At 58.5% G+C, this 24,765-nt stretch carries 26 protein-coding genes; 11 read left to right on the top strand and 15 right to left on the bottom strand.

Going from position 1 to position 24,765, the window contains the following annotated elements:
- Positions 1 to 10: 10 nt before the first annotated feature.
- Both ACR0DX_RS07565 and ACR0DX_RS07560 read left to right on the top strand, forming a co-directional pair.
- A complete protein-coding gene (locus ACR0DX_RS07565; RefSeq protein ID WP_170352377.1) occupies positions 11 to 589 on the top strand; it encodes a nitroreductase family protein in 579 nt (192 codons plus the stop codon).
- Positions 589 to 1,284, top strand: coding sequence for an EI24 domain-containing protein (locus ACR0DX_RS07560; protein WP_170724353.1), 696 nt, complete (start codon positions 589 to 591; stop codon positions 1,282 to 1,284). Before ACR0DX_RS07565 ends, ACR0DX_RS07560 begins: the two co-directional genes overlap by 1 nt.
- 3 nt (positions 1,285 to 1,287) lie before the next feature.
- On the opposite strand, the gene ACR0DX_RS07555 is transcribed toward ACR0DX_RS07560, so the two are convergent.
- Positions 1,288 to 1,563, bottom strand: coding sequence for a DUF1467 family protein (locus ACR0DX_RS07555; RefSeq protein WP_170352376.1), 276 nt, complete (start codon positions 1,561 to 1,563; stop codon positions 1,288 to 1,290).
- A gap of 16 nt (positions 1,564 to 1,579) precedes the next feature.
- Positions 1,580 to 1,984 carry a methylmalonyl-CoA epimerase gene (gene mce, locus ACR0DX_RS07550; RefSeq protein ID WP_170352375.1) on the bottom strand — a complete coding sequence of 135 codons (405 nt, stop codon included), beginning with the start codon at positions 1,982 to 1,984 and terminating at the stop codon, positions 1,580 to 1,582.
- 137 nt (positions 1,985 to 2,121) lie between these two features.
- On the opposite strand from mce, the gene ACR0DX_RS07545 reads away from it, so the two are divergent.
- Both ACR0DX_RS07545 and ACR0DX_RS07540 read left to right on the top strand, forming a co-directional pair.
- Positions 2,122 to 2,838: a response regulator gene (locus ACR0DX_RS07545; RefSeq protein ID WP_170352374.1), complete on the top strand. Its 717-nt coding sequence runs from the start codon at positions 2,122 to 2,124 to the stop codon at positions 2,836 to 2,838.
- 1 nt (position 2,839) lies between these two features.
- A complete protein-coding gene (locus ACR0DX_RS07540; RefSeq protein WP_480845665.1) occupies positions 2,840 to 2,974 on the top strand; it encodes a hypothetical protein in 135 nt (44 codons plus the stop codon).
- A 47-nt stretch (positions 2,975 to 3,021) separates the two neighbouring features.
- Here ACR0DX_RS07540 and aspS read toward each other — a convergent pair whose 3' ends face one another.
- The 4 genes from aspS to ACR0DX_RS07520 form a co-directional block, all read right to left on the bottom strand.
- Entirely contained in the window at positions 3,022 to 4,797 is a 1,776-nt protein-coding gene (gene aspS / locus ACR0DX_RS07535; RefSeq protein ID WP_170352373.1) for an aspartate--tRNA ligase, read from the bottom strand.
- Between the two features lie 79 nt (positions 4,798 to 4,876).
- Positions 4,877 to 5,548 carry a CPBP family intramembrane glutamic endopeptidase gene (locus tag ACR0DX_RS07530; protein WP_170352372.1) on the bottom strand — a complete coding sequence of 224 codons (672 nt, stop codon included), beginning with the start codon at positions 5,546 to 5,548 and terminating at the stop codon, positions 4,877 to 4,879.
- A complete protein-coding gene (locus ACR0DX_RS07525) occupies positions 5,545 to 6,192 on the bottom strand; it encodes an aminotransferase class IV family protein (protein ID WP_170352371.1) in 648 nt (215 codons plus the stop codon). The genes ACR0DX_RS07530 and ACR0DX_RS07525 overlap by 4 nt, the downstream gene beginning before the upstream one ends.
- The gene (locus ACR0DX_RS07520; RefSeq protein WP_170353115.1) at positions 6,147 to 7,274 is read right to left on the bottom strand and encodes an aminodeoxychorismate synthase component I; all 1,128 of its coding nucleotides are present in this window, start codon (positions 7,272 to 7,274) and stop codon (positions 6,147 to 6,149) included. The genes ACR0DX_RS07525 and ACR0DX_RS07520 overlap by 46 nt, the downstream gene beginning before the upstream one ends.
- Positions 7,275 to 7,450: 176 nt before the next feature.
- On the opposite strand from ACR0DX_RS07520, the gene carB reads away from it, so the two are divergent.
- Positions 7,451 to 10,795 carry a carbamoyl-phosphate synthase large subunit gene (carB, locus tag ACR0DX_RS07515; RefSeq protein WP_170352370.1) on the top strand — a complete coding sequence of 1,115 codons (3,345 nt, stop codon included), beginning with the start codon at positions 7,451 to 7,453 and terminating at the stop codon, positions 10,793 to 10,795.
- 67 nt (positions 10,796 to 10,862) lie between these two features.
- Here the strand turns inward: carB and ACR0DX_RS07510 are convergent, their stop codons facing one another.
- The 3 genes from ACR0DX_RS07510 to ACR0DX_RS07500 are packed head-to-tail and all read right to left on the bottom strand — an operon-like array spanning position 10,863 to position 15,426.
- A complete protein-coding gene (locus ACR0DX_RS07510) occupies positions 10,863 to 13,913 on the bottom strand; it encodes an efflux RND transporter permease subunit (RefSeq protein WP_170352369.1) in 3,051 nt (1,016 codons plus the stop codon).
- A gap of 11 nt (positions 13,914 to 13,924) precedes the next feature.
- Positions 13,925 to 14,962, bottom strand: coding sequence for an efflux RND transporter periplasmic adaptor subunit (locus ACR0DX_RS07505; protein ID WP_170352368.1), 1,038 nt, complete (start codon positions 14,960 to 14,962; stop codon positions 13,925 to 13,927).
- The gene (locus ACR0DX_RS07500; RefSeq protein WP_170352367.1) at positions 14,959 to 15,426 is read right to left on the bottom strand and encodes a MarR family transcriptional regulator; all 468 of its coding nucleotides are present in this window, start codon (positions 15,424 to 15,426) and stop codon (positions 14,959 to 14,961) included. The genes ACR0DX_RS07505 and ACR0DX_RS07500 overlap by 4 nt, the downstream gene beginning before the upstream one ends.
- 169 nt (positions 15,427 to 15,595) lie before the next feature.
- Between ACR0DX_RS07500 and ACR0DX_RS07495 the strand changes: the two genes are divergently transcribed.
- Together ACR0DX_RS07495 and ACR0DX_RS07490 are read left to right on the top strand one after the other, a co-directional pair.
- Entirely contained in the window at positions 15,596 to 16,720 is a 1,125-nt protein-coding gene (locus ACR0DX_RS07495; protein WP_170352366.1) for a beta-ketoacyl-ACP synthase III, read from the top strand.
- Between the two features lie 128 nt (positions 16,721 to 16,848).
- Complete coding sequence (locus tag ACR0DX_RS07490) at positions 16,849 to 17,235, top strand: ankyrin repeat domain-containing protein (RefSeq protein ID WP_480845660.1); 387 nt, start codon at positions 16,849 to 16,851, stop codon at positions 17,233 to 17,235.
- Between the two features lie 14 nt (positions 17,236 to 17,249).
- On the opposite strand, the gene ACR0DX_RS07485 is transcribed toward ACR0DX_RS07490, so the two are convergent.
- Positions 17,250 to 17,711: a hypothetical protein gene (locus tag ACR0DX_RS07485; protein WP_068336404.1), complete on the bottom strand. Its 462-nt coding sequence runs from the start codon at positions 17,709 to 17,711 to the stop codon at positions 17,250 to 17,252.
- A 357-nt stretch (positions 17,712 to 18,068) separates the two neighbouring features.
- Between ACR0DX_RS07485 and ACR0DX_RS07480 the strand changes: the two genes are divergently transcribed.
- Complete coding sequence (locus tag ACR0DX_RS07480) at positions 18,069 to 18,647, top strand: thymidine kinase (protein WP_170352365.1); 579 nt, start codon at positions 18,069 to 18,071, stop codon at positions 18,645 to 18,647.
- On the opposite strand, the gene ACR0DX_RS07475 is transcribed toward ACR0DX_RS07480, so the two are convergent.
- The 5 genes from ACR0DX_RS07475 to ACR0DX_RS07455 form a co-directional block, all read right to left on the bottom strand.
- The gene (locus ACR0DX_RS07475) at positions 18,644 to 19,594 is read right to left on the bottom strand and encodes a 2-hydroxyacid dehydrogenase (RefSeq protein WP_170352364.1); all 951 of its coding nucleotides are present in this window, start codon (positions 19,592 to 19,594) and stop codon (positions 18,644 to 18,646) included. The genes ACR0DX_RS07480 and ACR0DX_RS07475 overlap by 4 nt on opposite strands.
- Positions 19,594 to 19,932: a tRNA-binding protein gene (locus ACR0DX_RS07470; protein ID WP_170352363.1), complete on the bottom strand. Its 339-nt coding sequence runs from the start codon at positions 19,930 to 19,932 to the stop codon at positions 19,594 to 19,596. Before ACR0DX_RS07470 ends, ACR0DX_RS07475 begins: the two co-directional genes overlap by 1 nt.
- Positions 19,925 to 20,740 (bottom strand): pyrroline-5-carboxylate reductase, encoded by an 816-nt coding sequence (gene proC / locus ACR0DX_RS07465; RefSeq protein ID WP_480845657.1) that lies wholly within the window; start codon positions 20,738 to 20,740, stop codon positions 19,925 to 19,927. Before proC ends, ACR0DX_RS07470 begins: the two co-directional genes overlap by 8 nt.
- Before the next feature lie 37 nt (positions 20,741 to 20,777).
- On the bottom strand, positions 20,778 to 21,278 hold the full coding sequence (locus tag ACR0DX_RS07460) for a type III secretion system chaperone family protein (RefSeq protein ID WP_170352361.1): 501 nt from the start codon (positions 21,276 to 21,278) through the stop codon (positions 20,778 to 20,780).
- Positions 21,279 to 21,587: 309 nt separating this feature from the next.
- Positions 21,588 to 21,836, bottom strand: a complete 249-nt coding sequence (locus tag ACR0DX_RS07455; protein WP_480845654.1) for an accessory factor UbiK family protein — start codon at positions 21,834 to 21,836, stop codon at positions 21,588 to 21,590.
- Between the two features lie 97 nt (positions 21,837 to 21,933).
- Here ACR0DX_RS07455 and lgt point away from each other — a divergent pair, with 97 nt between their 5' ends.
- Genes lgt through pgeF form a run of 3 tightly spaced genes read left to right on the top strand, consistent with a single transcriptional unit; the run spans position 21,934 to position 24,640 of the window.
- Positions 21,934 to 22,821, top strand: a complete 888-nt coding sequence (gene lgt, locus ACR0DX_RS07450; protein WP_480845652.1) for a prolipoprotein diacylglyceryl transferase — start codon at positions 21,934 to 21,936, stop codon at positions 22,819 to 22,821.
- Positions 22,818 to 23,885: an SAM-dependent methyltransferase gene (locus ACR0DX_RS07445; protein WP_170353113.1), complete on the top strand. Its 1,068-nt coding sequence runs from the start codon at positions 22,818 to 22,820 to the stop codon at positions 23,883 to 23,885. Before lgt ends, ACR0DX_RS07445 begins: the two co-directional genes overlap by 4 nt.
- Entirely contained in the window at positions 23,882 to 24,640 is a 759-nt protein-coding gene (pgeF, locus tag ACR0DX_RS07440) for a peptidoglycan editing factor PgeF (protein ID WP_170352358.1), read from the top strand. Before ACR0DX_RS07445 ends, pgeF begins: the two co-directional genes overlap by 4 nt.
- Positions 24,641 to 24,765 lie beyond the last annotated feature (125 nt).

Below are 24,765 nucleotides of genomic sequence, written 5' to 3'. Positions count from 1 at the left end.
AAGTTAACATATGTCCTTGAAGAACCCGGCCGCCCTTGAGTTTCTGCAAACGCGCCGGTCCCGGCCCGCAAAGACGCTGGTCGCCCCTGCCCCGACCCGCGAAGAGCTGTTGCCTTTGCTGACAGCCGCCGCCCGCAGCCCCGATCACGGCAAGCTGGAACCGTGGCGGTTTATTGTGATCGAGAAAGGCGCGATGCCCAGGCTTTCTGCCCTGACACAGACCTGCGGCGAGCGTTTGGGCAAAACTCCGGAAGATATCAATAAGACCCGCAGCCAATTCGACATGGGTCAGTTGGCTGTCGCTGTGGTTGAGGTCCAAAAACCGTCTGACAAGGTGCCTTCAATCGAGCAAACGTATTCGGCAGGCACGGTTTGCCTTGGCTTGCTAAACGCGGCTTTGGCGGCCGGTTGGGGGGCAAACTGGCTGTCTGGCTGGCAATCGCATGACCCCGAGTTCTGCCGCGAAGCTTTGGGTCTAAAGGACAATGAACGGATCGCAGGCTTTATCCACATCGCCACAGAATCTGTCACACCGCCTGAACGCCCTCGCCCCGACGTGGCCGCGCTGACCGAATGGGTGTCCGAATGATGATCCTCAACGCGTTCTTCGCGGCGCTTGGTCAGATCGGCGACCCGAAGTTCCGCTCGGTCCTTTTGCGCGGTGTCGGGTTAACGATCATTCTTCTGATTGCGGGCTGCGCAGCGGCGATTTGGTTGATTAACTGGTTGGCAAGCAGTGAAATCTCGTTGCCTTGGATCGGTACAGTCTCATGGCTGAACGACGTGCTGAACTATTCGGGCATCTTTGTCGTTCTGGTGCTGCCGGTATTCTTGATGATGCCCGTCGCCTCGGCCATCATTTCGATGTTTCTCGAAGAGGTCGCGCAGGCGGTCGAAGACAAGCATTATCCCACGCTGCCCGCCGTACCCGGCATCCCGTTTAGCGACGGTGTCCGAGATGCGCTCAGCTTTATGGGCGTGCTGATTGCGGCCAACCTTCTGGCGTTTATCCTGTATGTGATCTTTTCGCCTTTGGCTCCGTTTATCTTTTGGGCCATGAATGGCTTCTTGCTCGGACGGGAATATTTCACTTTGGCCGCGATGCGCCGGATCGGGCGCGAAGAAGCGCGGAAGCTGCGCGCAAAACACACGTCAACCATTTGGCTTGCCGGCACACTGATGGCCATCCCACTGTCAGTACCGCTAGTGAACCTTGTGATTCCGATCATTGGTGCGGCTACATTCACCCACATCTATCACAAACTGTCAGGGCCGACGCCCTGACAGTTATCCCCTGGGTTCCAACTGGTTCAGCCAGTCGAAATCGCGGACCGAGATCACGCCGGAAACGATGATCCCGGCAATAATCGCCCACAGCACCACGGAAATTCCGGTAGTGATCCACATCTTCTTTTTCATGTGGTGGACTTCCGGCGCACCCGCATGAGTACCCGGCACGATCTCGTTCAGATCCCCCTGCGTCTTGATACGGATCGGCAGCACGATCAGCAACGTCATGAACCAGATGACGGCAAACAGGACGAGTGCAGCAGTAATGGTCATGACATCCTCGCTTTGGTTAAACCTGTTCTAGCTCGACCAGACAGCCGTTAAAGTCCTTGGGGTGCAGAAACAGCACCGGCTTGCCATGCGCCCCGATCTTGGGCTCGCCCGATCCCAGCACGCGGGCGCCAGTTTCCTTCAGATGATCACGGGCCGCGATGATATCCTCGACCTCATAGCAGACATGGTGGATGCCGCCAGCGGGATTCTTTTCCAGAAATCCGTTGATCGGGCTGTCATCGCCCAGCGGATACAGCAGTTCGATCTTGGTGTTTGGCAGTTCGATGAACACAACGGTCACCCCGTGATCGGGCTCGTCCTGCGGTGCACCGACTTTGGCGCCCAGCGCGTTGCGGTACTGAGCCGATGCGGCCTCTAGGTCAGGCACGGCGATGGCGACGTGGTTCAGACGACCAATCATGGAACTCTCCTCTGTTCTCTGCGTTGCAGCGGTTATGGGGCGTGTCCGGGCAAAGAACAAGTGCGCCAAATTGCCGTTAACGTCGTGTTAGTCAGAAGTTCCTAGCCTGAAGGCATCTGCTGAATAGGAGTTCTGCCATGGACGATTCGAACCCCTTCACCTCGCCCGCGCAGCCAACGGCGACGCGGCCGCTGCTGGGTCAAACGATTTTGGTTGTCGAAGACAGCTGCTATGCCTGCGATGCGATACGCCTGATGTGTTTGCACTCTGGCGCGCGTATTCGACGCGCAGATTGCTTGAAATCGGCCCGAAGACACCTGCAGATTTATCGCCCCTCGGTAATTCTGGTCGATATGGGCCTGCCTGACGGGTCCGGCGCTGATTTGATCGCAGAACTAACCGAAGCTGTGCCGCGGATCGGTGCCATTCTGGGTATGTCCGGGGATGACTACGCACAGAAGGATGCGCAAACCGCAGGGGCCGATGGGTTTCTGGCCAAACCCCTAAAATCCCTTTCCTATTTTCAAAAGTCGATTTTAGAGCGTCTGCCCGCGGACCGCCGCGCTCACAGTCTGCACGCTGTCCGGGACGAAGTTATACACCCGGATCCAATGGCCTATCACGACGATATGGCCCATATCGCTGATGTTCTCGCCGGGCCGAACGATCACCGCAGTTTGGACTATGCGGCGCAATTCCTGCGTGGCGTTGCACGCGATGCCGAAGACACGATTCTGGCTGAAGCTGCCAGCAAACTTGCCGAGTCACGCGCGAGTGGCACTCCGGTAACGGCACTTGCGGCTCAGGTGGCCGGCATTGTTCAGGCGCGACTTGAACAGCGCGAGGCCATCTGAGATGGCAACCGCCTATTTTGTAACCGCAGGTTTGGTCTGCCTGTGGGCTTATTGCCAGGCAAGACTTGCAGCACGCGATATTAGGGCAGCCCGCGACGAGGTCAGCGATCCGCTGGAAAAGACCGGACGGATATAGCTTGGCGTACAGAAAAAACCCGCCGCAAAGGATGCGACGGGTTTTTGTTATTCCTGCGGGATGATCCTCAGTCCCAGTTCCATCAACTGATCCGAGCTTGGATCGGACGGAGCGTCCATCATCAAATCTTCGGCGCGCTGGTTCATCGGGAACATCATGACTTCGCGGATGTTGGCTTCATCCGCCAGCAACATCACGATCCGGTCGATACCTGCAGCACAACCACCGTGGGGCGGCGCGCCATAGTGGAAGGCGTTGAACAACGCACCAAATCGAGATTTCACCTCATCCGCACCATAGCCTGCCAGCTCAAAAGCTTTCAACATGATCTCGGGCTTGTGGTTCCTGATCGCACCTGAGACCAGCTCATACCCGTTGCAGGCCAGATCGTACTGATAGCCGCGCACGTCCAGAGGGTTGCCGTTCAGCGCCTCCATCCCGCCCTGCGGCATCGAGAACGGGTTATGTTCAAAGTCGATCGCGCCGGTTTCTTCGTCCTGCTCATAGATCGGGAAATCGACGATCCAGGCAAAGGCAAAGCGGTCTTTTTCGGTCAGGCCAAGTTCCTCACCAATCACATCACGCGCCTTGCCCGCAACCTTTTCAAAGGCTTTCGGCTTGCCGCCCAGGAAGAACGCCGCATCGCCGACACCCAGACCCAGCTGCTGACGGATCGCTTCTGTGCGTTCGGGGCCGATGTTCTTGGCCAGCGGACCTGCAGCCTCCATCCCTTCGCCCTGATCGCGCCAGAAGATGTAACCCATCCCCGGCAGGCCCTCTTTCTGGGCAAACGCGTTCATGCGGTCACAGAATTTCCGGCTGCCACCAGTCGGCGCCGGGATGGCGCGGATTTCGGTGCCGTCCTGCTCCAACAGCTTCGCGAAAATCGCGAAGCCAGACCCGCGGAAGTGGTCGGAGACCACTTGCATTTTAATAGGGTTCCGCAGGTCGGGCTTGTCGGAGCCGTACCACAGCGCCGCGTCCTTGTAGGAAATCTGCGGCCAGTCCTGATCGACCTTGCGGCCACCGCCGAATTCCTCGAACACACCGGTCAGAACGGGCTGGATCGTGTCGAACACGTCCTGCTGTTCGACAAACGACATCTCAAGGTCCAGCTGGTAGAAATCGGTGGGCGAACGGTCAGCGCGCGGGTCTTCATCGCGGAAGCACGGCGCGATCTGGAAATACTTGTCGAAGCCCGACACCATGATCAGCTGTTTGAACTGCTGCGGGGCCTGCGGCAGCGCATAGAACTTGCCCGGATGCAGGCGCGAGGGCACCAGAAAGTCACGCGCGCCTTCGGGCGAGGACGCCGTGATGATCGGCGTCTGATATTCGCGGAAGCCCTGATCCCACATGCGGCGGCGCATCGAGGCAACAACGTCCGAGCGTAGGGTCATGTTCTGCTGCATCGCCTCGCGGCGCAGGTCCAGATAGCGATAGCGCAGGCGGGTTTCCTCAGGGTATTCCTGATCACCGAACACCATCAACGGCAGTTCGTCGGCTGCGCCCAGCACCTCTAGCTCGCGCACGTAGACTTCAACCTCACCGGTGGGCAGTTTCGGGTTCACCAGTTCCGGGTCGCGCGCTTTGACGGTACCGTCGATGCGGATACACCATTCGGAGCGTACTTTTTCCAGCTCGGCAAAGGCGGCACTGTCGCCGTCGCACAGAACTTGGGTCACACCAAAGTGATCGCGCAGGTCGATGAAAAGCACGCCACCGTGGTCGCGGACCCGATGCACCCAGCCAGACAGGCGGACGGTTTCACCGACATTGGTGGCGGTCAGAGCGGCGCAGGTGTGGCTGCGATAGGCGTGCATGGATCATATCCCTTCGGGCGCAGAATTCGTCGCGCCGATACACCCCGTCGGGCCGCGAAAGTCAAGGCAGGTATCCCGCTCAAAACGGCCTTTGCACGTTGCCCGAGTAGAAATAGATGCCGAGACCGACCGCAAAGATGATATTGCCCGCAATCGCATGCAGCAGCACCGCATAGAAAAACGAACCGCGCCTGCGATAGGCCCAGGTAAACAGCAGCCCGCCCGCAAAGGTCATGATGGCGACGATCCAGCTCCAGTACATCAGGTGGGCCAGTGAAAACAGCGCGGCGTTCAGTAGATAGGCCGCGCGTTCGCCGGGCAGGATCGCGTGATAGCGGCGAAAGAACAGCGACCGAAACAGTAGCTCTTGCGGCAGGGCCGAGACAATCGGATAGAACATCCAGATCACCAACAGCATCTGCGGCCGTTCGCGCAGCAGGAAAAAGGCCGCCTCGGGCCGGGCGATCATGACCACGGCCACACAGAGCCCGGTCATCAAGATTGCGAAAATGGCGACTTCGGTCCAGGACCAGTTGTACGGGTTGTATCGAAGCTCTGCCCACGCAAATCCCGGCGTGTAATGCAGCAGGACGATGCCGATGGCCGTAAAGGTAAATAGCGACGGAAACATCCAGTTCGGCGGGAAAAACACCGCGATCAACACCGGTACTGCAACAAAAAACAGACAGAACTCCAGCCGCAACCGCAATAGCGGTGCCGCACTTTCGGCCCAATCGGTTTGTTTGCTCACTGTATTGCCAACTCCGCCCGGATCAGACCACGTAGAGAATTTCCGACATAGAGTTTTTCCGCGTTTTGCAGATCGGTCAAGGTCACCGGGGCCGCGGTAACCTCTTTATTATCCAGCAATTCTTCGCGCAGAATGCCAGGCAGGACGCCGCTGAACAACGCAGGTGTCAATCGCCGGCCATCCGCCATGTGTACAAACAGGTTGGTGATCGTGCCCTCACACAGTTCATCGCGCTCGTTCAGGAACAGCAACTCATCTACCCCCGGTGGCAGCGATGCGCGGGCGTCATCGTACAAAGCGCGCTGCGTTGTCTTGTGCTGCAACCATTTATCCGAGGCCTGCAGACGCTGATCCGCTATTGCCACCCGCCAGAGCGGCGGGTTCTCGGCCAGTGCGCCGGTCGTCACCTCTACAGCGCCCGCTGCGTCCAGCGTCAGGCGACAACGCAGAGGGGATGGACCCGCGACACCTTCCAAAGCGACAATCGCTCGGTCCCGATCAAACGGCACTCCTAGCGCCGCAGCGGAGCGACCCATGCGGGCCAGATGGCGATCACGGCGCACAAACCCCTGCCCCGGCCGGAAGGCCAGCGTTTCGATCAGGCGGAAGTCAGGATCATCTGGCGGGCGAAGCGGGCTTTCCATAGCGCCTCCTCATATTCGGATGGGGCGGTGCTGTCCCAGACCACGCCGCCGCCCACATTCAGTGTGCCTTTGCCGCCCTCGACCATCAGCGTGCGGATGGCAACGTTAAATTCCGACCGCCCATCCGGCGCGGCCCAGCCGATGGCACCGCAATAGATGTCGCGGGGCCAGGGTTCGAGATCGGACAGAATCTCCATCGCGCGGATTTTGGGCGCACCGGTGATCGAGCCGCAGGGGAAAAGCGCCATCAGAATGTCCGAAAGCTCGGCCCCCAGATGCAGCTGCGCCTGCACCAGCGAGATCATCTGATGCACGGTCGCGTAGGTTTCGACCTTGAACAGTTCGGGCACGTTGACCGAACCGGGCAGCGCCACACGGCTGATATCGTTGCGCAGCAGGTCGACGATCATCAGGTTCTCGGCCCGGTTCTTTGCATCGGTCGACAGGAAATCGCGGCGGCGGGCGTCTTCGGCCAAGTCTTCGCTGCGCGGTTGGGTACCTTTCATCGGGCGCGTTTCGATCAAACGGTCGCCATCGGTACGGAAAAACAGCTCGGGCGAGCGGCTGAGCAAGTCAGGCAACCCGTCCTGCTGTACAAGCGCGCCGTGGCCCACGGGCTGACCTGCCGCCAGTGCGGCATAAAGCGCAGCGCTGGCGCCTTCGAGCATCAGGTCAATCGGAAAGGTCAGGTTTGCCTGATAGATATCGCCCGCGCCGATGGCCTCGTGCACTCGGTTGAAGGCGCGCGTATAACGCGCTTCGTCCCAGCGAGGCGCGAAACCGGTCACTCCACCCGCAGGCGCAGGCAGGTCGCTTTGGGCTGGCGCGTCAAAGACGCCAAAGCACAGCAATGGCAGGCGGCGGCCCTCGGGCATCCGCGCGGACAACCTCGACTCCAGCGCATAACCAAGCTCATAGCTGGCATAACCGGCCAACCACGCACCATCCGCGCGCGCGGAATCCAGCGCCTCCAACGCGTGGGGCACGTCCTCCGCGCGGTCGGCGCAGATCACCTGCGTGGGCCAGTCAAAAGTGGTCCCTTGCCCGGCCGGGCCCTGATCGAAACGAATACGCACCTGCATCCTCATTTGCTGTGCTGCGCGGTATAGAGAATACGGTGCCGAGGGAAAGAGGGGAAAGCGGCAATTTCACCCCTGTTTCCGATACCCCTTGAACCTTTTCGCGCTGTCCCTATAACGCAGGACAATTTGGGCGCTTGGGGGTGCCCTGACTCGCGAACAATTGAAGGAACGTGGCCATGCCGAGAAGAACCGACATCAAGTCGATCATGATCATCGGGGCGGGGCCCATTGTCATCGGTCAGGCATGCGAGTTCGACTATTCCGGCGCACAGGCATGTAAAGCGCTGCGCGAAGAAGGCTACCGGGTCATTCTGGTGAACTCGAACCCCGCCACGATCATGACCGACCCAGGTCTGGCCGACGCTACCTATATCGAGCCGATCACCCCCGAAGTTGTTGCCAAGATCATCGAGAAAGAGCGCCCCGACGCCCTGCTTCCTACCATGGGCGGACAGACCGGGCTGAACACTTCGCTGGCGCTGGAAGAGATGGGCGTGCTGGACAAGTTCGGCGTCGAGATGATCGGTGCCAAGCGTGACGCCATCGAGATGGCCGAAGACCGCGCACTGTTCCGCGAGGCGATGGACAGGCTGGGCATCGAAAACCCCAAAGCCGAGATTGTAACCGCCCCCAAGGACGCGGACGGCAAAAAAGATCTGGACGCGGGCGTAGCGCTGGCGCTTGAGACACTGGAGACCGTCGGTCTGCCCGCCATCATCCGCCCCGCCTTTACATTGGGCGGCACCGGCGGCGGCGTGGCCTATAACCGCGAGGATTACATTCATATCTGCCGCACAGGCATGGATGCGTCCCCCGTGGGTCAGATCCTGATCGACGAAAGCCTGCTGGGCTGGAAAGAATATGAGATGGAGGTGGTGCGTGACACCGCCGACAATGCCATCATCGTCTGTTCCATCGAAAACGTCGATCCGATGGGTGTGCACACGGGTGACTCGATCACCGTGGCCCCTGCCCTGACATTGACCGACAAAGAATACCAGATCATGCGCAACCACTCGATTGCCGTGCTGCGCGAGATCGGCGTCGAGACCGGTGGCTCGAACGTGCAATGGGCGATCAACCCCGTCGATGGCCGCATGGTCGTGATCGAGATGAACCCGCGCGTGTCGCGCTCGTCTGCGCTGGCGTCCAAGGCGACCGGCTTCCCGATTGCGAAAATCGCCGCGAAACTGGCCGTGGGCTACACGCTGGACGAGCTGGACAATGACATAACCAAGGTCACGCCTGCGTCTTTCGAGCCGACCATCGACTATGTCGTCACCAAAATCCCGAAATTCGCGTTCGAGAAATTCCCTGGTTCCGAGCCATACCTGACCACCGCGATGAAGTCGGTGGGTGAGGCCATGTCCATCGGCCGCACTATCCACGAATCGATGCAAAAGGCGCTGGCCTCGATGGAGTCTGGCCTGACCGGCTTTGACGAGATTGAAATCCCCGGCCTCAACGTGGGTTTGTGGGATGAGGCTGACGACAAGGCCGCCGTGATCAAGGCCATCAGCCAGCAGACACCGGATCGCCTGCGCACCATCGCGCAGGCCATGCGCCATGGTCTGACCGACGATGAGATATTCGGCGTCACCAAGTTCGACCCGTGGTTCCTTGCCCGCATCCGCGAGATCATCGACGCCGAGCGTCAGGTGCGCAAAGACGGCCTGCCCGTCACCGAGGACGGCATCCGCAAGCTGAAAATGCTGGGCTTCACCGACGCGCGTCTGGGCAACCTGACTGGCCGGGACGAGGCCAATATCCGCCGCGCCCGGCGCAATCTGGGCGTACACGCCGTGTTCAAACGCATCGACACCTGCGCCGCCGAGTTTGAGGCGCAGACGCCCTATATGTACTCGACCTATGAGGCCCCGATGATGGGCGAGGTCGAATGCGAAGCCCGCCCAAGCGACCGTAAAAAGGTTGTCATCCTCGGCGGTGGTCCCAACCGGATCGGTCAGGGAATCGAGTTCGACTATTGCTGCTGTCACGCATGTTTCGCGCTGACCGAACAGGGCTATGAGACCATCATGGTCAACTGCAACCCCGAGACCGTCAGCACCGACTATGACACCTCGGACCGCCTGTACTTTGAGCCGGTGACCTTTGAACACGTCATGGAAATCCTGTCCAAGGAACAGGAAAACGGCACGCTGCACGGTGTGATCGTTCAGTTCGGCGGTCAGACCCCGCTGAAACTGGCCAACGCGCTTGAGGCCGAAGGCATTCCTATCCTTGGCACCACGCCCGACGCCATCGACCTTGCCGAAGACCGCGAACGCTTCCAAGCGCTGGTCAACGAATTGGGCTTGAAACAGCCCAAGAACGGCATCGCCTCGACCGATGAACAGGCGCTTGAGATCGCGGACGAGATCGGTTTCCCGCTGGTGATCCGCCCTTCTTACGTGCTGGGCGGACGCGCAATGGAGATCGTGCGCGATATGGAGCAATTAAAACGTTATATTAACGAGGCCGTAGTGGTCTCGGGCGATAGCCCCGTTCTGCTGGACAGCTATCTGGCCGGCGCAGTCGAACTGGATGTCGATGCGCTGTGCGACGGCGCTGATGTGCATGTGGCCGGCATTATGCAGCATATCGAAGAGGCCGGTGTGCATTCGGGCGACTCGGCCTGTTCACTTCCGCCTTACTCGCTGTCCAAAGATATCCTCGACCAGATCAAGGATCAGGCGTTCAAACTGGCCAAGGCGCTGAACGTCGTGGGCCTGATGAACGTGCAGTTCGCGATCAAGGACGATGAGATCTACCTGATCGAAGTGAACCCGCGCGCCTCACGCACCGTGCCGTTCGTCGCCAAGGCGACCGACAGCGCGATTGCGTCCATCGCGGCGCGTATCATGGCTGGTGAGAAGCTCTCGACCTTCCCGATGCGCCCCGCGTACAAAGAAGGTCAGGACACCAAGATTGCTGACCAGATGACGTTGGCCGACCCGGACATGCCGTGGTTCTCGGTGAAAGAGGCGGTGCTGCCCTTCGCCCGCTTCCCCGGCGTTGATACCATTCTGGGCCCCGAAATGCGCTCGACCGGCGAGGTCATGGGCTGGGACCGCGACTTCCCGCGTGCCTTCCTCAAGGCGCAGATGGGCGCTGGTATGGTTCTGCCGTCTGAGGGCCGCGCATTTATCTCGATCAAGGATGCCGACAAGACACCCGCAATGCTAGAGGCGGCGCAAGTGCTGACCGAACAGGGTTTCTCACTGGTTGCAACGCGCGGCACGCAAGCCTGGCTGGCAGAGCAAGGCGTCGACTGCGACGTGGTGAACAAGGTCTATGAAGGCCGACCCGACGTGGCCGATATGCTCAAGGACGGTCAGGTACAGCTGCTGATGAACACCACCGAAGGCGCGCAAGCGGTCGAGGATAGTAAGTCCATCCGCTCGATCGCGCTGTATGACAAGATCCCCTATTTCACCACAGCGGCCGCCAGCCATGCAGCCGCTTTGGCGATCAAGGCGCAAGCCGAGGGCGATGTCGAGGTCAAATCCCTTCAGGGCTAACCCCGCCACCCGGCACCCGGCACCAGAACAAAGCAAAACCCCCGGTCGATGACCGGGGGTTTTTCTTTTAAACAACAGGTTGCGGCGTGGACTTTCGCCGGTATTCCGGCAGGAAGAACACCATGTAGAACACCGGCGCCGCCACCATGGTCAGGATCGTGGCAAAAGCCAGTCCGCCCATGATCGTCACCGCCATCGATTTGAAGAATGCATCCGTCAACAGCGGCGCCATCCCAAGAATGGTGGTGATCGCTGCCAGCATCACAGGACGCAGACGCGAGACCGAGGCTTCAATGATCGACTCGCGCAATCCTTTGCCGGTTTCGCGTACCAGATCGATCTCTTCGACCAGAACGATTCCGTTCTTGATCAACATCCCCGAGAGACTCAGCAGCCCAAGCAGCGCCGTAAACGTGAAGGGCAACCCGGTGCCCAGCAAGCCCAAGACCACCCCATTGACCGACATAGGCACAAGCAACCAAATGATGATCGGCTGACGGATCGCGTTAAAGATCAGCACCGAGATCAGCACCATGATCAGCAAGCTCAGCGGCAGTTGACGCCCAAGGCTTTCATTCGCTTCGCCGGCATTTTCGAACTCACCACCCCATTCCATCCGATACCCTGCAGGAAGGTCCATGCTTTCGATGGCCTCACGGACCTCGGAATGGACCTGAGCCGCCGTGAATCCCGCCGGAATATCCGCGCCAACTGTGATGGTCAGAACCCTGTCCCTTCGGTGCACAAGCGTGTTCAACGCCTTGTATTCGAACCCATCCACCATCTGTTCGATAGGAACAAAGCGCTCGGATTGGTCCGAGAACACGACCTGGTCCACGATCGAATAATCTCCGTCCGCCGGTCGACGCAGGATGATCGGGATCAGGCGATCCCTTTCGCGGAAAACGCCGCCCGTGATTCCATCGGTCGAAAACTGTAGCGTGGCGGCAATATCCTCGCGTGTAACACCCGCGGTCTGCGCACGTTCGGTCGCATAGATCGGCTGGACGGCCAACGACTTTTCACGCCAGTCATGATGAACGTGTAGCGCGTTTTGCGACGCATCCCGCATCCGCAACACAGCCTCATCCGCAAGCTGGCGCAGCACAACCGGGTCACTGCCCGAGAAGCGGGCCTGGATCGGATCGCCTCCGCCCGGACCAAAGATCAGTCGTCTTGTACGAAACTTTCCTTCAGGAAATTGCGCCTGCCCAAATTCCGCAAGTTCGGCACGCAGCGGGGGGATGTCCTCCAGCGTCCTGGTACGGATGATCAGGTGGCCGTAACTTGGATTGGGTTTCTCTGCCTCATAAGTTAGCAGGAAACGGGTCGCGCCCTGCCCGACAAAGGTGGCGACGGACACTACATCATCCCGGTTGGCCAGCCACTCTTCGAACACCGCCATATCCTCAGCGGTCCGCGCGATCGGCGTTCCTTGCGGCAGGTTGTAATGGACGAAGAACAGCGGCGTGTTCGAGTCGGGAAAGAACTGCTGTTTCACCAGCCCGAACCCGGCAAAGCACGCCACTGTGACAGACACCAGCATGGCAATCACCAACCAGCGGAACCGCAATGCCCATCTTAGGATCGCTCCGTAGACGCGGAACATGATTCCGCCATAGGCATCAATTGCACCAGCTTTACCCTGCTTGAAAAAGTAATGTCCCAGCATCGGAGTAACCGTCAGGGCCAGAATCCAGCTCAGCAAAAGTGATATTCCGATGACGGCAAACAGCGAGAACATGAACTCTCCGGTCGCGTCCGGGCTTAAGCCTATCCCGGCGAAAGCCATGATGCCGATGATGGTCGCCCCCAAAAGCGGAATTTGGGTTTTGGATGCGGCCTCGTCTGCTGCATCGCGCGAGTTTTTGCCCCGCAACATTGCGATTTGCATTCCTTCGGCGACCACGATGGCGTTGTCGACCAGCATACCCATCGCAATAATCAGGGCCCCTAGGGAAATCCGTTCCATCTCGATGGAAAACAGCGCCATGAACAGCAACGTCCCGACAACTGTCAGCAACAGCGTCGAGCCGACGACAATCGCGGCCCGCCAACCCATGAACAAGGCCAGGACAAGAACGACGATTGCCACCGACATCGCAAGGTTCAACAGAAAATCGTTCGAGGCTTGCTCGACGACCACGTGCTGCTGATAGATCGGCAGGATTTCGACACCGTAGGGGATTTGCCCGTCAAGTTCGGCGAATTTCTCGTCTGCGCGCTTGCCAACCTCGACAATGTTCTCGGTCGACAGCCCCGCGATGCCCAGCGTAAAGGCTTCTTCCCCGTTAAAGCGGATGATGACATCCGGGTCGGTCTGGCGGCCGCGGTACACATTTGACATGTCAAACAGGTTGATCACCTGCCCCTGCGACCCAACGGACAGACCCGCAATGGCCGAAACAGTGTCGGAGCCTTCGGCGGTCAGGACCGTTGTTCGGTCATCTGCAGACCGCAAAGAGCCTGATGCGTTCACTGAATCCGCATTGGCAATCGCATCGTTGATTGCCTGCAGCGGCACGTTCTGATTGACCGAGATTGCCAAGTCCGGTTCAACGAAAATCGCCTCTTGCGGCAGGCCCATGACTTCTACATCGGCCACCCCTTCGACCGTCAGCAATTCGCGCCGCAGAAACGTGGATAGTTCGTGTTTTTCAGCGTCCGAAAAGCCATTCGCAGTGACTGCATAGAACAGGCCGAACACGTCGCCGAATCCATCGTTAACCAATGGCTGGCCGACCCCGGACGGCAACGCCCGGGCTGCGTCCCGTACCTTGGCGCGCAGCTTGGTCCAGACTTCGGGCAGCTCGGTACCGTCATAGGTCGACTTGATCTCAACCTCGATCAGCGAAAACCCCGGCTGGTTGAGCGAGGTGATGGTTTTGACCTCTCCCATCTGCTGAATGGCGGATTCCAGCGGCTCCGATACCTCCAGAGCCACCTGCTCGGCTGTTGCACCGGGATACTGCGTGGCGATGACAGCATTCTTGATGGTAAAGGCCGGGTCCTCCAGTCGCCCAAGCGACAGAAAACCCCAGATTCCGCCGAACAAGGCGATCAGGATGATCAACCACGTATAGATTGGCCGGTCTATGGATGCGCGTGCGATATTCATGCGTCCGCCCCTTAGTTCGCAAAGCCGGCAAAGCGGCGTACGGCTTGCCCGTCGATCAGCGCTCCGCCTCCGGCAACCACGATTTCATCGCCATCCTCCAGCCCGGACAGGACGCTTACGTCACCCGATGCCGTGGGTTCAATGGTCACGGGGACCCATTTGACACTGCCTTCATCTGCGCCGACGGGCGAAAAGACAAAGACACCCAAAACACCTTCAGCATCCGCAACAATCGCTGTGGCCGGAACAACGATACCTGTACGTTGGTCCTGTACCTGCACATTCACCGTTACCGATGACCCCGGAAGAATCTGCAGACCTTCTGGCGGTGTCAGGCCGAATTGAATGCGGAAAGTCTGACCGACGCTCGACGACTCGGCGTCGAATTCCCGAATTTGCAGAGGGAATACTTCGTCGCTGACGGGGAATTTCGCCGTGATGGTGATGTCATCCTGCTGGCCCGACCGCTGGAACAAAATCTCGGGCACGTCGACTTCGATGCGCAGCTCGGACATGTCATGGATACGCACAATCGGTGTCCCCGCCGAGACGGTCGTAAAGGATTCCACTGCCCGGCTTGAAACCAGAGCATCAAAGGGGGCTGTTAGCGTGGCCTGCTCTAGATCATAAAGCGCATCGCGCACCGCAATATCCGCCAGCTGAGCCGCTGTCTCGGCATCATCCACCGCAACTTGACTTGCTGCAGTTCCCCGCAGACGGGACAAGCGCGCCAGCGTCCGGTCCGCCTGATCTTTCTGCAGCACAGCCCGGTCGTAGCGACGCTGGAATGGTTCACGATCCAGTTCCGCAATCAATTCGCCTTTGGGAATCACGAAACCTTCGGTCACCGGCATATCAACGATTTGCCCCGCCACCTGAAAAGCCAGATCAACCGTCTGTCGCGCTGCGACCCGGCCAAAGAACTGCCGCGAAAACCCGGGCGCGGTTTCTTGCACAACCATCAGCTTGACCGGCTTGGCAGCACTTTCTGCCATGGCCGTGGTGGCCAGCATGGTCAGGGCGAGGCCCAGAACAGAGATCAATTTCATTTCTTCAACCCCTCGGGTATTCCCGTTTTCAGAATGTTTTCACGGATTTTCCGGGCAAGCCGGGCGAATTCGGCCGTTTCATCAGGCGTCAAACCGGATGCGCGCTGAAACAGCGCCCCGGCCTCGGCCACCAAAGTCTGGCGCATCGCCACCCCCTTGTCGGACAACACCAACAGCCAAGCTCGACGATCGTCCGGATCGCGCTCTCGCGTCAGGTATCCTGCCGTTTCCAAAGCATCAGCAGTAGACGTGATTGTGGATGGCACCGTCAGCATATCCGCCGCCAAAACGCCCATACGTTTGGGTTGGTCCAGTTTTATCACCATGTGACACTCTTGGTGGGTCAGTTCTACCTCCATCAAATCAAAGCTCTCTTCCAGCTTCCAATAGAGGGCATAGACCCCCATCATGGCCTGCATTTCTGGGCTTAGTCGCTTTACCAGTGCGCTGTCGTCGAATGTCATGTGCCGAATCCGTTGCCGTTCACGGGGCGTCATATACTTCAAAAAATGAACTATTCAAGATTTGAAGCGCATTGACGCCGCAACTTTGATATTCCCTTGGGTCAATCTCTCTTGAACTAACCTTGCGTTGACTGCATTTTGGGCAAATCCGAAAAACGCAGGGGCAACAATGTATACGCCAGCAATCACCGGCACCGGTGTGTTCACGCCAGACAACGTCATCACCAACGCGGAACTTGTTGCCGCCTTTAATGCATACGCCGACAAGGTGAATGCAGAAAATGCCGACGCGATTGCTTCGGGTGAAGTGGAACCTCTGCAGCATTCATCGGAAGAGTTCATTCTCAAAGCGTCAGGCATCGAGAACCGGTATGTGATGGACAAGACCGGCGTGCTGGACCCCGACGTGATGCACCCCTTGCTGCGCCAGCGCAGTGATGATGAACCCGGCATCATGACCGAGATGGCCGTGGATGCTTGCAAAAAGGCGCTGGCCCAGGCCGGGCGCGCACCCGAAGATGTGGATCTGGTGATCTGCGCCGCCTCGAACCACGAACGGGCCTATCCGGCGATTGCGATCGAAATCCAGCAGGCGCTGGGGATCAAAGGCTTTGGCTTTGACATGAATGTCGCCTGTTCCTCGGCCACCTTCGGTATTCAGGCGGCCGCTGACATGATCAGGTCTGGGTCAGTGAAATCCGCGCTGGTGGTCAATCCCGAGATTTGTTCGGGCCATCTGGAGTGGCGCGACCGCGATTGCCATTTCATTTTCGGAGACGTAGCGACCGCCACCCTGATCGAGCGTGTAGAAGACGCAAACGGTCCCTATTTCGAAATCCTCTCCACCCGTTGCGCGACCGAGTTTTCAAACAACATTCGCAACAACAACGGCTACCTGCGCCGTTCGCGCCCCGATGGCGTAGTTGATCGCCGCGACATGCAATTCATGCAGAACGGCCGTAAAGTCTTCAAGGAAGTGCTTCCGATGGTCAGCAAACACATTGCCGACCATATGGACTCCGAAGGGCTAAACAGCTCTGACCTGAAACGCCTGTGGCTACATCAGGCGAACAAGACGATGAACGATTTCATAGGCAAAAAAGTTCTAGGCCGCGAGCCCGAACCCGGCGAACAACCCAATATCTTGCAGGACTACGCCAACACGTCCTCAGCGGGGTCGATCATCGCATTCTCGAAATACTCTGATGATTTCGCGGATGGAGAAGTCGGTCTGATCTGTTCATTCGGGGCGGGGTATTCCGTGGGTTCGGTAATCGTGCGGCGGCACGGATAGTCAACTCGATCCATCGCGTAGCTCAAGAATTCACTTGCTCCAGAACCCTTTCGCGTGATGGATTGAAGTCAACTTGCCTTTGCACGCATTAGCTGTGTCAGCGACACCAATCATTCTGAGTTCACAAAATGGCAACCAAACCTAAAGCACGTGCGACTCTGGAAGATATCCTGGCATCTTGTTCGGACGTTCTTTTCCCGGAATCTCTCGGCGAAGCTCCGGTTTCTTTGAACAGCCGCGCGTCAAACGGTGATACCGCGTTGCACGCCGTTCTTTGGCGCGACGACACCTACGCTGCCCTGACGTTGATTGCCGCTGGCGCTGACGTAAACGCAGTCGGCGACATGTCGGAAACGCCCCTTCACGTCGCGGTTAAGAAACGAAACCTGAGCGTTATCGAAGCGTTTTTGAAAGCGGGTGCTGATCCCCTTCTGAAATCGGAATTCGATCAGTCTGCAAAGGAATTGGCTGGCGCGTTTGGTGGCGACCTTAAACGGCTTTTCGATTTCAATTAACGAAAAACCGGCGATCAACTCACGCTTTCTTCTTCCAGATGCAGCTTCATCTCGATCAGGACCTGTTGCAACAAACTGGTCTCCTTCAACAGACGCTTGGCCTCGTTGACGGTGATGATGCCGTCTTCAATAGCAGCCTGATATTCGGTCATCAGCATTGCAAACCGTTGGCTTAGGGCAATGACATCCGAATTCACACCTCCGGTCCTGGGGGTATCCGTATTACGGCCATCATAGGACAGCGTGATATTCTTAAGATCCGCCAGGGCCGAGGTCACATGCGGAAAGTTCGAGACCGCCTCGAGCCGAGCAACCGCATCGACTGGCATAAAACGGTCCGCATGTTCCGCGTTGTCCGAGTAGTACCGACCCAATGTTGCCTTGGACTTGCCTGTAATCTCACAGGCCGATTCAATGCCGACGTCTTTTACCAACGCCTCGGTATGTTTTTTCAGATAAGCCCCGATATCTGCCATGTTTCAACCTTTACTGCCTGGCTTTCCCACGACATCTGCGACTATGGGGGAAAGGGTAAGGAAATTTCCCATACTCGAGTCATAATTGAAATGCCATAAATTGACTATCCCTCAGATATGCAGGGATTTTGTGAGTGAGTGGCGGCGTTTCCAGCCGGTAATGAGTGTTTGCAAGGCGGTTTTCTGGTCTTGCTCTGTTTTGGCCGCATGATGGCCGACGGCGTCGCTGTTGTTGACGTGGGGGTATCCATCCCCAATGAGCTTTCGCTCGACCCTTGCAACGACAACGGCGACGTCGCTTATTTCATAGAATTTGGTTACTTGCCCATGCGGATCAGGCGTTTTAGACCCGGGCACATGGCAAAACTGTACTTCAACTATTCAACCATGAACGCGGGTAAATCGACTGTGTTGTTGCAGGCCTCGCACAACTATCGTGAACGCGGCATGGACACCTATCTTATGACCGCACAGCTTGACGGTCGCGCTGGCGTGGGAAAGATCGCCTCGCGCATTGGCATATCTGCAGATGCCGACACGTTCGGGGCAGAAGATAACGTGTTCGACATGATCGAGAACCGTCTGGCGCAGGGTAAGGTGGCCTGCGTATTCGTAGACGAGGCACAGTTTCTGACCCGCGATCAGGTCTGGCAGCTGGCAAGTGCCGTGGATGATCTGAACGTACCGGTTCTTGCCTATGGGTTACGGGTAGATTTTCAGGGACAGCTGTTTCCCGGCTCTGCAGCCCTCTTGGCCCTGGCGGATGAGATGCGCGAAGTTCGAACGATATGCGAATGTGGGCGCAAGGCCACAATGGTCGTCCGTCAGGACGCGCACGGGAATACGATCACCGAAGGAGCACAGGTTCAGATCGGCGGGAACGAAACCTATGTCTCGCTCTGCCGCCGACACTGGCGCGAGGCGATGGGCGGTTAAACCGGCGTCAGCAGCGCCCGGCCTGCGATAAAGGCCGCAACATTGTCCAGCGCCAGGTAACCCATATCGGTGCGTACCTCGTCAGTGGCGGTACCCAGATGCGGGCACAGGGTCACGTTCTCCATGTCGATCAGCGCCTGAGGAACCTTGGGTTCGAATTCGTATACATCCAGCCCCGCCCCTGCGATCTGCCCGGACTGAAGGGCTGCGATCAGGGCAGCCTCGTCCACGACTTCTCCGCGCGCGATATTGATCAGTAAGGCATTGGGGTTCATCGCCTCAAGTACCGGCGCATTGATCAGATGTTGAGTTTCCGCTCCACCGGGGACGGCCAGCACCAGAAAATCGACCGACGCGGCCAAAGTGGATAGATCGGGTACGAACTCTGCCGGGAACTCCAATTCCTTCGCACTACGCGACTGATAGGCAACCTGCATGGAAAACCCAAAGTGACAGCGCCGGGCAATGGCCTGTCCGATCCGGCCCATGCCAACGATACCCACCCGCTTGCCGGTGACGTGGTGGCCCAGCATTTGCGCGGGATGCCAGCCATGCCAGCCCCCAGCCCTGACGATGCGTTCTCCTTCCCCGACACGGCGCGCGGTTGTCAGCAACAAAGTCATGGCGATATCGGCTGTGGCATCCGTAACGGCACCCGGCGTATTGGTGACCGCAATGCCTGACGCGCTGGCCGCGTCCACGTCAATATGGTTGTAGCCGACGCCGAAATTGGCCAGCAGTTTGCAGCGCGGATCGGACACATCCGCGAATACCTGCGCCGAAAAAAGATCGCCAAGCGTTGGCATTACCACGTCGAATTCCGTCAAAGCCCGCCGCATCTCATCCGGTGTCAGTGGCGACGTTTCTTTGCGAATCTCCGCATCGAACTCCGTTCGTGCGCGCTCCATTACAGCGTCGGTCATGGGGCGTGTAATCAATAATTTCATCAGTGCATCCTCCCGCCGGTCGGAACCTCTCCATCCGGTCCGATCAGAACGATCTCGCCATTTTCGTCGGGCAGACCCAAAACCAGCACCTCGGACATGAACTTGCCGATCTGGCGCGGCGGGAAATTCACCACGGCCATAACTTGCTTGCCCACCAGCGTAGCCGGATCGTAATGCGCGGTGATCTGGGCCGACGTCTTTCGCTCGCCGATCTCATCGCCGAAGTCGATCCACATCTTGATCGCCGGCTTGCGGGCCTCGGGGTACGGCTCGGCGCGGATCACTTCACCCACGCGGATGTCGACCTTGAGAAAATCGTCGAAGGAAATCTCACTCACGGGACAGCTCCTTGGATCGGTCGGTCGCGGCTTTGACGGCGCGGTGCAGCAGGTCTGGGAAGCCCTGTTCTTCGTGCATCAGCACCTCGAGCGCTGCCTGCGTGGTGCCATTGGGCGAGGTCACATTGACTCGCAGCTGCGCGGGGTCTTCGTCGGCGGTCATCGCTAGCGCGCCTGCCCCTGCAACAGTAGATTTGGCCAGCTTCATAGCTAGGTCATGCGGCAAGCCCTGCGCCTGCCCCGCAGCGGCCAGCGTTTCGATCAGGTGGAACACATAGGCCGGACCCGATCCGCTAAGACCAGTCACTGCGTCCATCTGCGTCTCATCCGCCAGCCGGACAGTCTCACCAATCGCGGATAGCAGGTTTTCGGCCAGGGTCACGTCGGCCTCGGAGGCCTGTACGTTGCCGATCAGCGCCGTGATGCCCTGCCGGATTGCTGCAGGCGTATTCGGCATCGCTCGTACGATCGGCGTGCCCGCGCCCAACACAGATTCAAATGTGGAAATCGACGTCCCCGCAGCGACCGAGACGAACAGGCTGCCGCCCCCGCCCAGCGCTTTGATCGCGGGCAATGCTTCGCCCATCATCTGCGGTTTGACGGCCACAAGCACCACGGCTGGGGCTTCGGGCAACGGTGTGTTGATATTGACGCCTTGTGCTTTCAACCAGTCCGAGGGGTACGGATCCACGACCCAGACTGACGACGCTGGTAAGCCATGCTCTAGCCAGCCAGCCAGCATGGCCGATCCCATCTTTCCGCATCCCAGAAGCACAAGCCCCTGTTCAGCGATGCGCGACATGTCCATGATTGCCCCTCCCCATTATCTGGCTTGGGGCAAAGCTTTACGCGCGGCCGTAAGCCTCTGCAATGGCGACTTGCATCGCATCTTCGGGATCGCGATTCCCCCAAGTGACCAGTTGGATCGCCGGGTAATAGCGTTCTGCGCTCAGAACCGCAGCGGTGATCATCGTGTCGATCTGTTCCGGGCTGGCCGTCTGACCACCCGCCAGAACCAGACCATAGCGATAGACCATCAGTTTCTGGTTTGCCCAATAGGTAAACGCCCCGGCCCAGCACTGATCGTTCATCTTGTTCAGCAGCTCATACAGCTCGCTTTCCCGCTCGGATGGCGGGTCCATTTCGAACGAGCACACCATGCGCAGGGTTTCGTCATAGTTCGACCAGGCCAGAGTGATGGAATAGGTGCGCCACTGTCCTTCGACAGCCATGGCGATCTGATCATCGCCGATGCGATCAAAATCCCAGTCGTGATGTTCGGCCAGGTGTTCAACAATATCAATCGGATGAAGGTCTTCTTCGAGAAACTGCTCGGATAGGGCCATAATGCCACCTCACTTATCTCTAGCAATTCGGGGCTGGCAGCGCCCCAGCGCTAGTTGCCTGCTCTACAAGCCGGGCTTCCCCCATGTGCCTGTACTAAATATGGTGCGCCGCGCGCATCCATCTGGCAACCCTATTTATTGGGGATAACAGCAATAAGTTGTGGACGAACAGCAACGGAGATCAAAATATTGGCGCCGAGTACAGCTTTGTCTTGATTTACTTCTGCAGGGCAGCAAAATGCACAACACCGCACAATCTGGCGTCAGATTGCGCGGCATTCTCTTGATCTTCGAATCTGCGCTAAGACGTTACTTGTCCAGCTTTGCCTCCAGCGCGGCGATACGCTGTTCCAAGGCTGCGTTTTCTTCGCGCGCCTTTTGCGCCATGGCGCGGACGGCATCGAATTCTTCGCGGGTGACGAAATCGCGGTCGGCCAGCCAGCGGTCGATCATCGACTTCATCGCATTCTCGGCCTCTTCCCGCGCGCCCTTTGCCACGCCCATGGCGTTGGTCATCAGTTGGGATACATCATCGAGGATCTTGTTGCGGGTCTGCATGGTTTTTCTCCGAAATCGCGGTTGTTCTCTATATGGGTAAACTTTGCGTCAGGCTCAAGGTTGACTTGCCCTGCAAAGCACGGGCAATGAGACGCACATGCAGGCTGTTCTGAATTTCCCCGATCTGTCGCCCGAACTGTTCTCGATCTCACTCTTCGGGATGGAGTTCGCCCTGCGTTGGTACGCGCTGGCTTATATCGCAGGCATCCTGATCGCGTGGAGGATGGGGTCAGCGGCGCTGAAACGCCCCGCGCTTTGGGCGTATAACACGCCGCCGATGAAACCCCAGCAGCTTGAGGATCTGATCACCTGGATCATTCTTGGGGTGATTCTGGGTGGTCGACTTGGGTTCGTGCTGTTTTACCAGCCGGCCTATTACCTTGCGAACCCAGCGGACATTTTGAAAGTCTGGCAGGGTGGCATGGCATTTCACGGTGGTCTGCTGGGGGTGATTGTTGCCTCTTACATCTATGCGCGCCGTCACAAGATATCGGTTCTGCCGCTGGCTGATCTCATTGCCCACACTGTTCCGCCGGGGTTACTGCTGGGACGGTTGGCCAACTTCATCAACGCCGAGCTTTGGGGCCGCCCCAGCGAGGTGCCATGGGCGGTAATCTTCCCTGGCCCTGCCGCGCAAGACTGCCCCGGTGTGCTGGTTGGCATGTGTGCACGTCATCCCTCGCAGCTTTACGAGGCCGCGCTGGAGGGGTTGCTGCTGGGGGCCGCGCTGCTGTGGCTGGTCTACCGCAAGGGCGCGCTGCGCAAACCCGGACTGGTTATGGGTGTGTTTCTGGCCGGGTATGGTGCGTCCCGGTTCATCGTTGAGTTCTTTCGGCAACCCGACGCACAGTTCATCTCGATCGGGAATCCTCTGGGTCTGGCATGGCATATTGGCGGGTATGGCCTGACCATGGGGCAGCTCTTGTCGCTGCCAATGATCGCGCTTGGCCTATGGTTCGCGCTGCGCGCGCGAAACGCGCGATGAGCCTGATTGACCATCTGCTGGAGCGCATCGCGCAAGGCGGCCCGATGACCGTGGCCGACTACATGACCGAATGCCTGCTGCATCCGACGTATGGCTATTACACCACACGCGACCCTTTGGGTGTGCAGGGCGATTTCGTCACCGCGCCTGAAATCAGTCAGATGTTCGGTGAATTAATCGGCCTAAGTCTGGCGCAAAGCTGGATGGATCAGGGGCACCCCGATCACTTCGTTCTGGCCGAGCTTGGGCCGGGGCGCGGAACACTGATGGCGGACATCCTCCGGGCCACACGCGGGGTTCACGGGTTCCATGATGCGGCTGAAATCGTGTTATTCGAAGCCTCACCGACCTTGCGCGACATACAGGCAGAAACGTTGAAGGATTTTGCACCGCGCTGGATCACAACGCTCACCGACTTGCCCGACGCGCCTTTGTTTCTGGTCGCCAACGAATTCTTTGACGCCCTGCCCATCCGCCAGTTCCTCCGCGACGGCCTGGCGTGGCGCGAGCGCCTTATCGGGGCTGAGGGCGAATCGCTGACCTTCGGGCTAGGGGCCCAAGCGGATCAGGTTGCGCTGACGGACCGATTGCAAGACACGAAAGATGGCGATCTGGTTGAGCTTTGCGCGGCTGCTATCCCCATCCTGACCGTCATCGCGGCTCGAATCGCCAGCCACGGCGGTGCCGGTCTGATCGTGGACTACGGCGACTGGCATTCGCTGGGCGACACGTTTCAGGCCCTGCGCGGGCATGAGCGTGTGAATCCGCTGGATACACCCGGTCAGGCGGATCTGACCGCGCATGTGGATTTCGAACCTCTTGCACTGGCAGCACGTGCCGCCGGTTGCGCCCATTCCCGCCTGACCCCTCAGGGCGCGTTTCTGGAACGGCTTGGCATTACCGCCCGTGCGCAAGCTTTGGCCATACCGCTCGGCGGGTCCGAGCTTGATACACTGGTGGCAGCACATCGCAGGTTGACGCATCCCGAGGAAATGGGAAACCTGTTCAAAGTACTGGGACTCTACCCCTCTTACGCGGCACCTCCACCGGGACTGGAACCATGACACTGGAAATACTGACCTCGGACATGCTGTCAGACGTACGCCACGGCTTTTTCAGCCGCCGTGGCGGAGCGTCATCAGGGGTGTTTTCCGGCTTGAATTGCGGCTATGGCTCGTCAGACCAGACCGAGGTTGTTTCGATCAACCGGGCGCGTGTAGCTCAGGCGATGGAGGTCGAGCCCGAGGCGCTTATTGGCGTACACCAGGTGCATTCTCCGACCGTGGTTAAGGTTGACGCACCGATGAACGGCGAGCGTCCACGCGCGGACGCAGTGGTCACAGCTACTCCGGGCTTGGCCCTGACCATACTTACAGCGGATTGCCAGCCCGTTCTTTTTGCCGACACCCACGCAAATGTTATCGGCGCGGCCCACGCAGGGTGGCGCGGGGCTTTGGACGGCGTTCTCGAATCGACTCTGGACGCCATGGAAGAACTGGGGGCAAAGCGCGAAAACACGGTCGCTGTAATTGGCCCGTCGATTTCGCAACAAGCATACGAGGTCGGGCCTGAGTTCCTGGATGATTTCGTCGCAGAAACGCCAGAAAACCTGCGTTTCTTCGCAAATGGGGAAGGCGACAGATTGCAATTTGACCTTCCCGCTTACGGTTTGCATCGCCTTCGACAGGCAGGCGTAGGCCAAGCTGAATGGACCCGGCACTGCACCTATTCAGACCCCGACAGATTCTATTCCTACCGGCGATCTACGCACGCCAAAGAAGCGGACTATGGACGCCTTATTTCTGCAATCAAATTGTAGACCTAGACTGAATTGTGGCGATTTCGCCGCTTTTTTGCCACATTCTTTGTGTCTACCTGAGTCGTAACAAGTTGAGTTTTATTGTCCGCTCTCAGGTGTTTATCTGCCGATGCTCCAGCAGTGTG

This window comes from Ruegeria sp. D3 (assembly GCF_056534465.1).
The sequence above is the reverse complement of the archived record's forward strand: the minus strand, read 5'-3'. Positions and strand labels throughout refer to the sequence as shown.

Bases quoted from the DNA above. Each gene is read 5' to 3' on its own strand.
- ACR0DX_RS07565 (WP_170352377.1), top strand. From the start codon at position 11: ATGTCCTTGAAGAACCCGGCCGCCCTTGAGTTTCTGCAAACGCGCCGG.
- ACR0DX_RS07560 (WP_170724353.1), top strand. From the start codon at position 589: ATGATCCTCAACGCGTTCTTCGCGGCGCTTGGTCAGATCGGCGACCCG.
- ACR0DX_RS07555 (WP_170352376.1), bottom strand. From the start codon at position 1,563: ATGACCATTACTGCTGCACTCGTCCTGTTTGCCGTCATCTGGTTCATG.
- mce (WP_170352375.1), bottom strand. From the start codon at position 1,984: ATGATTGGTCGTCTGAACCACGTCGCCATCGCCGTGCCTGACCTAGAG.
- ACR0DX_RS07545 (WP_170352374.1), top strand. From the start codon at position 2,122: ATGGACGATTCGAACCCCTTCACCTCGCCCGCGCAGCCAACGGCGACG.
- ACR0DX_RS07540 (WP_480845665.1), top strand. From the start codon at position 2,840: ATGGCAACCGCCTATTTTGTAACCGCAGGTTTGGTCTGCCTGTGGGCT.
- aspS (WP_170352373.1), bottom strand. From the start codon at position 4,797: ATGCACGCCTATCGCAGCCACACCTGCGCCGCTCTGACCGCCACCAAT.
- ACR0DX_RS07525 (WP_170352371.1), bottom strand. From the start codon at position 6,192: ATGGAAAGCCCGCTTCGCCCGCCAGATGATCCTGACTTCCGCCTGATC.
- ACR0DX_RS07520 (WP_170353115.1), bottom strand. From the start codon at position 7,274: ATGCAGGTGCGTATTCGTTTCGATCAGGGCCCGGCCGGGCAAGGGACC.
- carB (WP_170352370.1), top strand. From the start codon at position 7,451: ATGCCGAGAAGAACCGACATCAAGTCGATCATGATCATCGGGGCGGGG.
- ACR0DX_RS07510 (WP_170352369.1), bottom strand. From the start codon at position 13,913: ATGAATATCGCACGCGCATCCATAGACCGGCCAATCTATACGTGGTTG.
- ACR0DX_RS07505 (WP_170352368.1), bottom strand. From the start codon at position 14,962: ATGAAATTGATCTCTGTTCTGGGCCTCGCCCTGACCATGCTGGCCACC.
- ACR0DX_RS07500 (WP_170352367.1), bottom strand. From the start codon at position 15,426: ATGACATTCGACGACAGCGCACTGGTAAAGCGACTAAGCCCAGAAATG.
- ACR0DX_RS07495 (WP_170352366.1), top strand. From the start codon at position 15,596: ATGTATACGCCAGCAATCACCGGCACCGGTGTGTTCACGCCAGACAAC.
- ACR0DX_RS07490 (WP_480845660.1), top strand. From the start codon at position 16,849: ATGGCAACCAAACCTAAAGCACGTGCGACTCTGGAAGATATCCTGGCA.
- ACR0DX_RS07485 (WP_068336404.1), bottom strand. From the start codon at position 17,711: ATGGCAGATATCGGGGCTTATCTGAAAAAACATACCGAGGCGTTGGTA.
- ACR0DX_RS07480 (WP_170352365.1), top strand. From the start codon at position 18,069: ATGGCAAAACTGTACTTCAACTATTCAACCATGAACGCGGGTAAATCG.
- ACR0DX_RS07475 (WP_170352364.1), bottom strand. From the start codon at position 19,594: ATGAAATTATTGATTACACGCCCCATGACCGACGCTGTAATGGAGCGC.
- proC (WP_480845657.1), bottom strand. From the start codon at position 20,740: ATGGACATGTCGCGCATCGCTGAACAGGGGCTTGTGCTTCTGGGATGC.
- ACR0DX_RS07460 (WP_170352361.1), bottom strand. From the start codon at position 21,278: ATGGCCCTATCCGAGCAGTTTCTCGAAGAAGACCTTCATCCGATTGAT.
- ACR0DX_RS07455 (WP_480845654.1), bottom strand. From the start codon at position 21,836: ATGCAGACCCGCAACAAGATCCTCGATGATGTATCCCAACTGATGACC.
- lgt (WP_480845652.1), top strand. From the start codon at position 21,934: ATGCAGGCTGTTCTGAATTTCCCCGATCTGTCGCCCGAACTGTTCTCG.
- ACR0DX_RS07445 (WP_170353113.1), top strand. From the start codon at position 22,818: ATGAGCCTGATTGACCATCTGCTGGAGCGCATCGCGCAAGGCGGCCCG.
- pgeF (WP_170352358.1), top strand. From the start codon at position 23,882: ATGACACTGGAAATACTGACCTCGGACATGCTGTCAGACGTACGCCAC.